This is a genomic window from Pantoea sp. SJZ147, from assembly GCF_007828605.1.
GTDB classification, from domain to species: Bacteria; Pseudomonadota; Gammaproteobacteria; order Enterobacterales; family Enterobacteriaceae; genus Pantoea; species Pantoea allii.
The window spans coordinates 1-13,230 of sequence record NZ_VIVB01000006.1; the positions used below are offsets into that span (position 1 = coordinate 1).

The 13,230-nt window shown below is 55.5% G+C and carries 10 protein-coding genes; all 10 read right to left on the bottom strand.

Annotated elements, in window-relative coordinates; all coding sequences use genetic code 11:
* On the bottom strand, positions 1-455 hold a 455-nt coding region (locus FBY13_RS10145), incomplete at its 3' end, for a contractile injection system protein, VgrG/Pvc8 family (protein WP_255474481.1).
* An 11-nt stretch (positions 456-466) separates the two neighbouring features.
* Complete coding sequence (locus FBY13_RS10150; protein ID WP_145394081.1) at positions 467-1,948, bottom strand: serine/threonine-protein kinase; 1,482 nt, start codon at positions 1,946-1,948, stop codon at positions 467-469.
* Positions 1,949-1,977: 29 nt separating this feature from the next.
* Complete coding sequence (gene tssH / locus FBY13_RS10155) at positions 1,978-4,587, bottom strand: type VI secretion system ATPase TssH (protein WP_109717282.1); 2,610 nt, start codon at positions 4,585-4,587, stop codon at positions 1,978-1,980.
* A 53-nt stretch (positions 4,588-4,640) separates the two neighbouring features.
* Positions 4,641-5,690 (bottom strand): type VI secretion system baseplate subunit TssG, encoded by a 1,050-nt coding sequence (gene tssG / locus FBY13_RS10160; protein ID WP_096010731.1) that lies wholly within the window; start codon positions 5,688-5,690, stop codon positions 4,641-4,643.
* Complete coding sequence (tssF, locus tag FBY13_RS10165; protein WP_063880048.1) at positions 5,687-7,564, bottom strand: type VI secretion system baseplate subunit TssF; 1,878 nt, start codon at positions 7,562-7,564, stop codon at positions 5,687-5,689. The genes tssG and tssF overlap by 4 nt, the downstream gene beginning before the upstream one ends.
* 2 nt (positions 7,565-7,566) lie before the next feature.
* On the bottom strand, positions 7,567-8,142 hold the full coding sequence (gene tssE, locus FBY13_RS10170; RefSeq protein ID WP_063880049.1) for a type VI secretion system baseplate subunit TssE: 576 nt from the start codon (positions 8,140-8,142) through the stop codon (positions 7,567-7,569).
* On the bottom strand, positions 8,132-8,959 hold the full coding sequence (locus tag FBY13_RS10175) for a type VI secretion system accessory protein TagJ (protein WP_145394082.1): 828 nt from the start codon (positions 8,957-8,959) through the stop codon (positions 8,132-8,134). The genes tssE and FBY13_RS10175 overlap by 11 nt, the downstream gene beginning before the upstream one ends.
* A gap of 16 nt (positions 8,960-8,975) precedes the next feature.
* Positions 8,976-10,001, bottom strand: a complete 1,026-nt coding sequence (locus tag FBY13_RS10180) for a hypothetical protein (RefSeq protein ID WP_241567617.1) — start codon at positions 9,999-10,001, stop codon at positions 8,976-8,978.
* A gap of 10 nt (positions 10,002-10,011) precedes the next feature.
* Positions 10,012-10,803: a PP2C family serine/threonine-protein phosphatase gene (locus FBY13_RS10185; RefSeq protein ID WP_013026239.1), complete on the bottom strand. Its 792-nt coding sequence runs from the start codon at positions 10,801-10,803 to the stop codon at positions 10,012-10,014.
* The gene (gene tagH, locus FBY13_RS10190) at positions 10,800-12,701 is read right to left on the bottom strand and encodes a type VI secretion system-associated FHA domain protein TagH (protein ID WP_145394084.1); all 1,902 of its coding nucleotides are present in this window, start codon (positions 12,699-12,701) and stop codon (positions 10,800-10,802) included. The genes FBY13_RS10185 and tagH overlap by 4 nt, the downstream gene beginning before the upstream one ends.
* Positions 12,702-13,230 lie beyond the last annotated feature (529 nt).

Sequence of the window (13,230 nt, forward strand, 5' to 3'; positions counted from 1 at the left end):
CTCTCCTGATACTGCACGCAGTATTCCCACACCCGGTAGCTTCCCGCCAGCCGCGTCTCCACGTTTACCCCGTACTCCTTCAGCAGCGTCTGCACAATCTGCGGCACCGTCTGGCTCTGAAAGATGCGCAGGTTGCGGTCGCGCTTCATCGGCCACAGATCCGACTCCACCGTCAGCCCGTACACCGCGTAACGCACGCCGCCCAGCTCCTCGCTGCGCACGCCTATCCGGGTGATTTTGCCGTTGATGTAGCGCGGGTTCACCGCGCTCATCAGGCCGTCAGTCGGCAGCGTGAACGTGACCGGCTTGCCCAGCAGCGACTGACGGTCAATGCGCGCGTCGGTGGAGAGCAGCTCCGCTTGCAGCACGAACGACTGGGACAGCGCCTCGCTGCCGCTCAGACGTCGGAACAGCAGCCCTTCCGCGGGAAGTTGTACAGTTATACGTGAGGACATAGACATACCTGTTAACTATGGGGATCAAGTAACCAAACGCCTTCCTGATTAATGGTCAACGTTTGTTCGCGTTCGCCACGCTGGCCTGTCACAGAAAACGTGTAATTGCCGGGTGCCAGCTGCAGTGCCGCAAAACCGTTGGCTGCCGGAACAACCGCCTGCGGTTTACCATTCACCTCAACACGCTCGCCAGGCTGGAGCTTAATATAAACCTGCGCCACGGGTTCAGGCGGTGGCGCAACCGGTTCCTGCGGTTTTTCCGGTTCGGCCTGTGCGGTCTGGGTTTGCGCTGGCGTTGCAGCCGGTTGTTCGACCGGAGGCTGAGAGGCCACCGGCGTTGCTGGCGCGGTCTCTGTCTGCGCAACGGTCGCAGGCTCAGCAGCCTCTTTATCGCCACTCGCCATCATCAGACCGACGCAAACCCCCACCAGCACGCCCGCAGCGACCAGGCCAGGCAGTGCAAAGCGGTTACGCATCAGTTTTTTCAGCGGCGTTGCAGGTGCAGCCGCTGTCTCATCCTCTTGCTCTTCCTGAACCGGTACCAGCATGGTGCCCGGCCCGCTGTACTTAACTTCAGGCAGCGGTTCCGGTGCTTTTTCTGGCAGCACCATTGAAGCCGCGAAAGCGTCAATGCTCTGCGGACGATCTTCCGGTTTCAGCGCCAGCGCGCGATCAACTGCGGCCAGCAAGGTCTGGCTGTAACCGGCAGGAGCACGTTGCACCAGAGGTTGATAGTTATCTTCAATACTGCGCACCACACTGACCGGCGGCGGTGCGCCAGTGATTAATGTGTGCAGTACGGCGCCCAGAGCGTAAATATCGGTCCACGCGCCCTGCTCGCTTTCATCGTTATCGCTGTATTGTTCTATGGGCGCATAACCCGGACGCAGCATGGTTTCACTTTCATCAGAAAGATTACCGATGGTTTTACGTGCCGAACCAAAGTCCAGTAATACCGGCTCACCGTTGCTCTGGATTTGAATATTATCCAGCGAGATATCACGATGCAGATAGCCCGCATCATGGATAGTCTTGATCGCACCCAACAGCGGTGGCAGCAGGCGACGAATCCAGTTTTCATCAATCAGATGAGGATTTCGCTCACGCATGTTAGACAGCGTCGTGCCACTGTAGAACACCGTACCCATATAGGCCGTGTCGTTTTGCACCCAAAAGCGCAGAACGTGTAGCAGGTTGGGATGATTAAAACGGGCCAGCAGACGCGCTTCCTGAATAAAGCTGTTCAGGCCCGCATGGAAGGTTTTACTGAAGCGTTCACTTCGCAATACCAGGTTCAGGTCATCGCTGCGCACGGCCAGCGACGCAGGCATAAACTCTTTAATGGCGATATCGCGCTCCAGCTGGTGGTCCCAGGCACGATAGACAATGCCGAAACCACCGCCACCGATGACATCTTTTATTTCAAATTCGTTGAACCGGTAACCAATCGGAAGGGCATTGGGTACATTCTGGTGATTATCATTTTCCGACATATTCGAAAGCTCTCTGATAACAAACGGCTTTAGACAGCAAACTGGCAAACAAACTCGCCCTGATCACAGCTGACCTGCACGCGACGATAACGTTCATCACGGGCATGGGCGCTGAGCAGTATCTGGCTCATCTGCGGCAACAGGGTATTTGTCAGGATGGCATCGACCATGCGACCGCCAGACTCGACTTCCGTACAACGCTGCACGATCTGGCTGACCACCGAATCGTCAATAATGGCTTCAATACCGTGATTCTCTTCCAGACGACGGACAATGCGCCCCAGTTGCAGCTTAACAATCTCTGCCAGCATCTCATCGCTTAATGGATAGTAAGGCACCACCAGCAGACGGCCTAACAGTGCAGGCGGGAACACCTCAAGTAAGGGTTTACGCAGAGCGGTGCTAAGCGCATCAGGATCGGGCATCAGTTCCGGGTCGGCACAGAGCGCACTGATCAGCTGCGTTCCTACGTTAGAGGTAAGGATGATAATGGTATTGCGGAAATCGATATGGCGACCTTCACCGTCTTCCATCCAGCCCTTATCGAACACCTGGAAGAACAGCTCATGCACGTCTGGATGCGCTTTCTCAATCTCATCCAGCAACACGACGCTGTAAGGACGACGACGAACGGCCTCCGTCAGCACCCCACCTTCACCATAACCGACATAACCTGGCGGTGCGCCTTTCAGGGTTGAAACGGTGTGCGCTTCCTGGAATTCGCTCATATTGATGGTGATGATGTTTTGCTCACCACCGTAGAGTGACTCGGCCAGCGCCAGCGCGGTCTCGGTTTTCCCCACGCCCGACGGACCACAGAGCATAAAGACACCGACAGGTTTATTGGGATTGTCCAGGCGCGCGCGCGAGGTACGTACGCGTTTGGCAATCAGATCCAGGCCATGCCGTTGACCGATAACGCGCTGGTTCAACGTGTCCGCCAGGTTAAGCACGGCGTCAATTTCATTTTTCACCATACGGCCCAGCGGGATACCGGTCCAGTCAGAGACCACCGCAGCAACCACGCTGGCGTCAACGGCGGCAAACAGTAACGGAGCTTCACCCTGCACCGCGTGCAGTTTCTGTCGGGTCTCGTCGAGCTGCTCACGCAGGGAGGTTTCCCCTTCCGTGACGCAACGTGCGCGCAGGGCAATCAGCTGTTCGACTAATTCACGCTCCTGCTGCCAGCGCGCGTCCAGCGCATCGCGCTCCGCTTCCAGTGCAGTGCGCTGCGCGGCAATACTGGCCTGACGCGTTTCATCACCCAGCCCCACTTTGGTTTCGCGTTCGGCGATTTCCGCTTCGATTTCCAGCGCAGCCAGACGGTGCAGGCAATCTTCCAGCGCGGCAGGCTGTGCCCCCTGGCTGACGGCAACGCGCGCACAGGCGGTATCCAGTAACGCTACGGCTTTATCCGGTAGCTGGCGAGCGGGAATATAACGGTGAGACAGCTTCACGGCGGCGCTCACCGCCTCATCCAGCAACAGTATCTTATGGTGTTTTTCCAGCGCGCTGACGGTGCTGCGCAGCATCAGGATCGCTTTCGCTTCATCCGGCTCCTGCACCTGCACGGTCTGAAAACGTCGGGTCAGCGCCGGATCTTTTTCGATGTATTTTTTGTATTCTGCCCAGGTCGTCGCGCCGATGGTGCGCAACTGGCCACGTGCCAGCGCCGGTTTTAACAGGTTGGCGGCATCGCCTGTGCCCTGCTGACCACCTGCCCCGACCAACGTGTGAATTTCATCGATAAACAACACAATCGGCGTCGGGCTGGATTGCACTTCATTAATCAGGGCCTGTAAACGCGCTTCGAACTCGCCTTTCATTCCGGCACCGGCCTGCAACATACCAATATCCAGCAGCCACAACTGTACGTCGCGCAGCGGTGCAGGCACATCACCGGCGGCAATGCGCAATGCCAGGCCTTCCACCACCGCCGTTTTACCAACACCGGCTTCGCCAGTCAGTAAGGGGTTGTTCTGGCGACGGCGCATCAGGATATCCACCATCTGGCGGATCTCTTCATCGCGGCCCGCGACCGGATCGATTTTTCCGTCGCGCGCACGGGCGGTCAGGTCTTGCGCATACTGCGCTAAGGTGCTGTCGCCTGCCGCAGGGGGCGCGGCGGCCTCACCGGCTGGCTGCACCAGCGCCTGCTGAACTTCCTTGCTGTTAGCCAGCAAGGTATCAAACTGCTCCAGCAAGGCATCGGCATTCACACGTGAAAACTGCGCTGAAATGCCCTTCAGAACGCTGGCAAGCGTAAAGGTTTTTAACATTCCAATCAGCAGATGACCGCCACGAATACGGGTGGCACCGTACTTCAGTGAGGCATAAACCCAGGCGCGCTCAACGGCGCTATCGATGTGTTCTGCGAGATCGGATACTGCTCCAGCGCCGCGCGGCAGGCGGTCCAGTGCAGCGACGATATCCCGCGTCAGCGCGTTTTCATCCAGTGAAAAATGCTTAATCACCTGCTGAAGATCGCCATCCTGCTGCTGCATAAGCTGATGCAGCCAGTGCACCAACTCGACGTAGGGGTTGCCACGCAGTTTACAAAAGGCGGTCGCACTCTCAAGCGAGGTAAATAACAGCGTATCCAGTTTGCCGAATAGCACGGCACGGCTGATCTCTGACATATCGGTTCTCTTTATTGAAAGAAGCGGGCTAACTATCGGGGAAAGCGGTTGGGCTATGACGGCATCGCCTCAACCTCAAAGGCAAAATCTTCACGATCAACGGGCTGCGGTTGCTGTCCAAGCCAACTGGTGTAGCCCAGCCGGGCCGTACCGCCAAGGGTGATTCCCTTAACGGCTTCGGCCGCCAGAATCAGGCTGAGATCCCACTGCATCTCAATGCCCAGATAGTGACGTACCCAGTCACACACTTCGCGCGAGCCCTGTGCATGGGGTAAAAAGCGTTCATATTGCTCGGCGCTGAGTGGACCGATACGCAGACGAAAACGATGTTGCACATCACGCACAGCCACACCGAGAAAGGCAGATTCGCCAAGGCGCGGCATATGTCGTCCGGCAGACAGCCGGGCCTGATCGCGGCTGTCCAGTGATAACCACTGCGGCACGTTCTGTTGCAGCATAACCGGCACGGCAAAGTAATGACGCAGAATGCGAACCAGTCCTTCCGCATCGTGACCATGGCGACTGAGATGGCCTGACAGCATAAGACGGGCATGTAAACTCAGCGAACTGGCCTGCTGCTGAGCAGGTAAACCAATGCCCGCCACGCAGGCCAGATAATCCTGGAAGCGGCGATCGTCGCGGCGATCCAGAGAACTGGTGGGCTGTGAATTTGCCCAGGCCCGGTAAAACAGTAGCGTGGCACGATGGTGAAACAGATCGGCGAAGGCGCTCAGGCTGTGATCCTGATGGTGATCGATGCGTCCGCGTACATATTCCGTCAGGTGCGTGGGCAAAGGGCCGTTAGGACCAAACAACCCAAAGCTGTAAATGGAGACGTCGTAGCGTTCGTCCTGCTCACGGGCTTTAACCTGTGACACAGTCGACGGTGCAAAGGCCAGGGATGGCTTTTGTCCAATACGCACGGCTTCAAATTTGGGCAGTGGCGCTTTACCTAAGGCATAACGCTGCCCACTCTGGGCATCCAGCTTGCGTAACAGCTGAAACAGGTCATAGCGCCAGGGCGCGGCCATGACCGCCTGCCAAAAACCATCAGGCAGGCGAACGGCCCGCTGTAAAGGAATAACGTGCGCCGTCTCACTCATAGCAGGGCCTTTTTACCCATGCGCGGTGGCCAGTAGCCCACTTCGCCGCGCTGTTGGCTGCTCAGGGTGAATTCGGTAAAGCTGTTTAGCGCGACAAGGCGAGAAAAGACCCGCTCCAGCACGCTGCCAAACAGCCACGGACTGGCACCTGAAAATGCCTGTTCATCGACTTCAAGCGCAATACTGACGCCGCGCGCAAATACCACCGGCCCCGGTTCAGGCACCCGACGATGCACGGCTTTGAGGTTGCAGTGACGTATACCGTCAATCTGCCGGGTTAACGGCGTTTCCGCCAGGCTGGCATATAAACTCAGCATCTGGCGCAGTGCAGCCGCGCCTTCGCCATCACTGCTGTCCATCAGGCTCAGATAGTTCATCTGCAGGTGGCTAACCAGTCGCCATGCTGACAGCCCTTCGGCCAGCGCCGGGCGCGGCGGCGTCGGGCCTTTGCACAACTTAAGCTGCCCGACCGGGATGGAGTCCGGCATAACAAAGTTGCCCTGCTCCTGCTGCAACAGCATCAACGGCAGATCACGGCTGGTACACATGACTTCAGCCGACAAATAGCGGATGTCACTGTTCCATGGCGTATGGTTTTGATCGACCAACGAGAGAAACACTTCAGAACCGATATAGCCTGTGCGAGTGCCATAGCGCATGGCGTGCTCAGATAATGTGCGCTGCTCACGACGCAGTGAGAAGTAAGCGCCATAATCTCCGCCATCATGGCTGAACGTGCTCCAGAATGGCCGGAAGATCTGCTCCTCGCGCTGCCCTTCCACTGAGGCAAATAAGCGCTTTACCGAATGTATCTCGTAGTCCAGCGGACGAATGTTATCGACCACCAGATGGTATTCATGCTGGCTGTCACTGACCTTAAGCCGCTCGGCCGTTTTGGGGAACAGGTTAATGACCGGTGTGCAGTGCAGGGCAAGGTGCGCGCTGTCTACCACGCTTTCCAGTGCCGCATCGGCTTTATCCAGCAAGATGACGATATCGAAAGACTGTGTGGTGTCGCAGCGGCGCAGGAAAGGTGCCAGCTGGCGCAGACTGACAAACTGGAAACGAGCCGGAAAGGCGAAATATTCCTGCAACAGGCGATAACCGTCGAAATTACGCAGATCGTCCGGTAACAACGCCTGTTCGGGTGCGAAGCCTTCCTGCTGCAGGGCATCATCGGGCAAAAACTGACGTTGCGGTTTTGCTTCCACGGACTGCAGGATGATGCCAACACGATGCTGCATCAGCAGCTCCATCAGTTTCAGCGCCTGAATATCGGGTCCGCTCAGGAAGAACATGATGTCATCCAGGCTCATCTGGCTCAGCGAGGAAATGCCTTCGCAGGTGATGCGGATACGGAGTGCGCTGGAAGCTGCTGTCGATCCGACCGCTTTCAGTTCGCCTAAAGGGATGTCTGCCGGCACGCCGCCTAACGATACATCGCTGATACGCAGGGGCTGGAGCATGACATCGTGTGCGGTGGTGTAGCTACAGGTAACCCCGGTTTTTTTCAGGTTTTGGCTTTCCATCATCGTGCCGCGCGGCACTAAGAAACCGTTGCTGATATCACCTTTACGGCTGTCCGGTGTGAGCTGTGCTATCGCCATTGAGGGTGTCGGTGAAAGATAGCCTGGTGCCACCATTTCCAGCATCCGCTGGGAAAACCGTGGAAACTCGGCATCCATCTTTAACTGCACGCGCGACGTCAGAAAGGCGAAGCCTTCCATCAGCCTTTCGACATAAGGATCGGCAACGTCAATACCGCGCATGCCAAGCCGCCCGGCGACCTTGGGATACTGGGCAGCAAACTCCGCGCCCATCTCGCGCAGATAGGCCAGTTCACGGTTGTAATAATCGAGCAGCTTGCTGTCCATGATTAACCTGCATCCTGTAGTTCAAAATGGCCGCTCTCTAAATCAACCTGAGTGCGGAACAGAAACTCCAGCGGGTACGGCACGCACCATAACCGGCCTTTAATCTCAATCGATAACACGTTGTGCAGACTCAGGGAGGTCAGGTCGCTTACACAGCGGACCTGCAAGCCCTGGGGTAAAATACGTGGCTCAAAATGCAGAATGGCATCGGTCATTTTGCGTTGCATATCCTGCCATTCAATATCCGAAATATTTTGTCCCGCCAGCGGTGCCACGCCAAAGTTCAGGACAGAACGCTGTACCTCAGTCAAACCGGTCAGATCGTGCTGCGCCTCGTTATTAATGGTGTTGAATAACCACTGGAGATCGCGCAGAACATTACGCCGCAGCGTACTGTGAGTAATAATGGAACTGTTGCCGGACTCGTTGGTTTTGTCTGGCGCGTCATCCGTCAGTCGATCCAGCAAGGAGGACTGAAGTTTGTCGCGCGCCGTTAGCGTGTCGCGATTTTTGCGCGCACGATAACCGCCATGCAGCTGCGAATAGCCGTCTCCGGACGAATTGTCATTACGACTCATGAGCTAACTCAGTTTCGTTGAAAATAAGCTGTTGCAGTGTCAGTACAGGATAGTCAGCGTCATCACTGAGCCACATCTTTTGCCCGTGTCCGATAAACTGACCGTCTTCGCTGTCTGAAGCCTGCCACTCGGTGACGCTGGCGCGCAGGAAACGTTCTTCTGAGTTGTCCTGTAAAGGATAACGTACCGGAATCTGGCAGATCTGTTCACTGCCATCCACCAGCTGCAGTCGGGTGTGACGCCAGACCAGATCCGTGACGCTCGCCGGTGCCTGAAACTCCATTTCACTAATCGCAGCGAACGGAATCCAATAATAACGTCCATTGGCGATGGCTTCACAGACCGGTCCGAAGCGACTGTCACCGTCCATTATCCAGGCGAACTCGCTTCCCCCTTCCTGGGTCGTGGCGGTGCCGGCACTGGCCTCTGCACTTTCCAGCGCCTGAGCACGCAGTGCCGTACCGGCGGCCTTGTCGCCTGCAATGTCTGCTTTCAGCGCGGCCAGTAAGACTTCGCACCACGGCCAGGCGCTGCCCGGCAGTTGCGGCTCAGCGTCACCGCGTAAAACCGCTGCACGTAGCTGTTCGCCCTCGATGGCCTGTTGCAGCAGGGTCACGGTCGGCTGTGCCTGCGGCAGCATGGCCAGCCAGGATTTTAACTGCGTCTGTGCCCGGCTCCAGTTACCGGCAAGGCACAGCAGCTGTACAAAAGCCGCACGTAAATCGACATCCGCGGGATTGGCCTGAATTTGCGCAGTGATGCTGGAGAGGTTTTCAGCCAGAGAAGCGCTAGCCAGTCGCTGTTGTAATGAGTCCATTCAAACTCCTTATGCCTTAGTTGATGGTGCGATAGACGGCTGCGGCCGGATCTTTAAGTTCCGGATGCAGTTTTTCCACCAACTGCACTTTGATTGATGCAGGGCTGCTTAACCAGGGTGACCAGATTTTACGGACTTCCTGCAGGCGGGCACGCAAGGCGTTTTCGTCTGCGGCTTCACTGGCGGGCATCTCAACGACAACCTGATTTACCGCCTGCCAACCATTGAACTGTTGATTGAACGGCAACACCAACCAGCTGTCCGGTGATTTTTCATCACTGAGGACCATGCGCTCACTGTTGACGGTGGTGATGGTCAGCTCATCAACCGGCTGCTTATTATTCAGGCCCGACACCGGGAAACCCTGAAGAAAACTCACAGAAACCGATTTAGACGCGTCCTTACCCATTTGCGTTAGCGTGCTGTGTCCGCTTAACCAGCCATCTTTACCACAGGTTACGCCCTGCTTAGCGGGAACAAAGAGCGCACTGGCCTGGGCGGGCTGATGCCACCAGGTGCGGAAATGGCAACCATCCAGCAAGCTGAACTGAAGCCAGGGCGTCGTATCTGCCGCCGGCGAGTTCAGTACCACTGGGGCGGCAGGTGCGGTCTGGGTGACGGGCTGCTGCACGGGCGCCTGCTGCTGCACGGACGGCTGCTGCGCAGCCTGAACCGGTTGCACCGCAGCTGGCGGCGTGACCACGGGTTTCCACTGCTGCGCTTTTGCCGCCGTACCCGCAGACAGCGCGCCGCCGTCAGTATCGGTTAATTGCCAGTGCAACTGCTGTAACGGTTTACATTGTGACGCCATTAACCCGGCTACACGCGGCAGAAAATCATTCAGCACCGACGCCTCTTTGTCACCGTGCGTCACAATGCGCAGATTGACCGTGCTCTTACACCAGCTCGAAAGCTGGTTATCTTTTACATCATCAATCCAGACATCCAGTTTCTGAGTTGGCGACTGCACAATGCGATAGTTCTCTGCAAAGGCATGTGTACTCAACAGCAATGCAGTCAGGCCCACTAATCCATATTTCATGTTGGCGTTCTCAATCTCGAAGAGGGAAAAACTGCGCCGCATCAGACAGCGAGTGCAATAAGGTGGTGTCTTCTGGTGAACCTACCCACACAGCCATAGCGCTGAAGTTGTCCTGCTGACCACCCTGCGGTTGGCTGTTTTTGATAATTTGTTGCATCAGGGTCAGCCACTCTTCTGGCGTATTTACCATATGCAATGACTGCTGCATTTGTTCGAGCGTGACGCCATGCCAGAAACCATCTGTGCACAGCAAGAAAGCATCCCCGTCTTCAATAGGCACCACATCGCTGTAGCTGGCATCCCGCTGTTCATCGCCCATGCCTAACGCAAAATAGAGCAGGTTACTGTTAATGCCTTCCGTCTGGTGCCCGGCATCTTTCATTTGCTGGATCAGGCTGTGGTCGGTGGTGACGTGATAGAGATAGCCCCGACGAAACAGGTACAGGCGACTGTCACCTGCATGCGCCCAGTAAGCCAGTTCATAGTCTCTGTCGATAAACAAACTGACCAGCGTTGTCCCCATCCGGCTGTGCTGACTGTTTGCTTTTTGCTGTTGCCGAATCGCGCCATTGGCATAATTCACGTAATCGCGGATGGTTTGCGCATCCAGATGCGCATTCCCATCGAAGGCTTCCATCAGGCTACTGCGTGCAATTTTTGCTGCCACATCACCGCCCGGAAACCCTGCTACACCATCACACACCACAAAGCAGGCTGAACGTTCACCGATGCTCTCACCGGTTTGATCCTGATTGCTGGCGCGATCGCCCTGATTCGACGTGGAAGCAGTAGAGATATTCATGCGTCATCCGTGTGGGTTTGTGAGTCTTTATACTGATTTACTTCCATGTCGTACGCGTGCAAGAAGGCTTCGCCAAACAAGGTATGGAAGTCATCTTCAATTTCACCGGCGGTTTCGCCATAGCGCTGGACAAAATGCTCCCACAACGCGGCTTTACGGCTACCCGGCAGACCAAGGCGCGACACAGAACCCGCCTGGCGTGCTTCGTCTTCAAGTTGATCGGGATTGAAGGATTGCAGCATGGAAGCAATGATGGCGCGAATACCGGCAATCATGCCTAACTGATGCGCCTGCAGATCGATCAGCGCGTCACGCACAGCCTGACGTGGTGGCATAAAGCCAGGCATACGGCTGCCAAACATCTGCATCAGGACCGTCTTACCCGACGGCAGGAGCTTGAACGGGTTGTTGGCATCATCCAGGATCACGGTCATGTCGGCTTTCACACCGCGCTTTAAAATTGACCGTGAAGAAAGCAGTGCCACCGTTCCCTGCGAGAACATGCTGAGCATCTGGCCGAACTGCCGCATCTGCTCACGGTCGAACTGCGGCGTCGGTTGCAGGTCCTGTAAACCCATACCTTCCAGTAACGCATCCAGCAACTCACCTTTTAAGGCATCGCCACTGCTGCTGGTACTGCTCTGCTCTGCCCCACCGCTGTTGTTGTGAGAGGCAACCGGATCGATACGCAACCGCCCTTTTGGCGTCGGTGAAGGCGTGCGCTGCACCGCCTGCGGTGTGGGTAAGGTAATGCCGCCATAATCAATCGGACTCTGTGCACCTTCAGGCTGGACAGGTTCCGGTTGAGGATCGAAAGCGGGATCGTGAGTGACCTGCGTTTCCGTGTGATCAAACAATGGCGAACTGCTTAAATCGGCCAACTCAACCGGTGCCGTATCAAGGATATCTGGCATCGGCTGGTGATTTTCTTTGTGCTGTAATGGCGCCGCTTGATGGAGCTCTTTCTGCTGTAAGGGTGCAGACTGATGGCTCTCTTTCTGCTGCAAGGGCGCAGCCTCAGGTGAAGAAAGCACCACATCAGGCTGGGCCAGCGGCACCGCACCGCTCATCATTAATCCCAGGGGATCGTCATGATGGCGCGGGTCCGGCGTGGCCTGGCTACCAAACATATTTAACGGGTCCACGTCGGTGGACATTTCCTCTATTTTTGGCTGCCCTTGCGCGTTTTGTTTTGCCGACAAGGTACTGGGTGTGCGGTCATCAAAAATGCTTTCCTGAGCAAACAGCGCATCTTCTTCATCAAACAGGCTGCTTGTTTTAGGTTGCTGACCGATATCCAGGGGTTTATCACTGATCAACTGCGCCAGCGGATCTTCGGGATTACGGTTCGCAGCGGTAGAAGTTAATGGATTCGCTTCAGGCATTTCTGGCGCGGGGCTTTTACGCTTCGATAAGTCGTCAGAAATCGAAAACTCTTTGGCAAGGCTGTCCCAGATCTCGCTTGGAATCGCTGCCGTACTGGCAGCGGTCGGAGCGGCCGAAGCCTGAACAGGGGCCGCATTGGGCACAGCCTGCGGCTTTGGCGCTGCCGCTAACGGTGGCTGTTGCGGTTGCTGCTCGCCATTGAGATCGTTTACCAGCAGACGATAGTCGTCAATGCCGAGAACGTCCCCATCCTGCAACTCCACCTGGCGTCCCCGTTCAAGCGGGATGTCATTCAGCAGCACGCGCGTGACATTGCCACGGTTAGTCAGGCGGCATTCACCCTCAGCAGTGATGTGCACGATAGCCTGCAGGCGGGAAATAGTGCGGTCGTCGTCAGGCAGTACCAGATTATTATCCACGCCTCGACCAATTGTGCCGCCGGGAGGAAGAAAATCAAAACTTGTATGCGGCGGTTCATGGCCGGGTTTAGCGGTTATTATCGTAAAGCGCATCACGGATTCCTGCGGTTAGCTGTTCGACATCTATATCGCGCGTCTCTCGGAAAGAAAGGCGGGATATAGAAGCGTAGTCAATGGTACGGAAGATAAACGCAAACCTAATGTTGCAGATAGCCAGCCCGTGAAAATTAATCGTAGGGCATTTCTGATAATTCTTTCGTGCGTAACTCATCAAGTCTGGCGACGCACTGGTTATTAAATACGGTATGCGCATAACTTCTGCATAAGATGAAATTAAAAAAACAGCAGATGAATGAAAGCCACATTCCGGATGTTTTACCTCAAACTTCATTACAACTTTTTACTTTTCAAAGGTGTGTCAATATTAAACCCTGTCATCTCATGCTCTTTTTTTAAATCTTGCCGTGACATTTTATAAAAAAAGGCTCTTTGATAAGCAAAACATTCAATCATGAGACATTAAGATTCTTACTTTAAAAACCAGTAATAAAAATGAAAAGGATGTAGCTTTGCAATACACCCTTTTCATTTTATGAATAAATCCTTTTAGCCCTAACGTCAT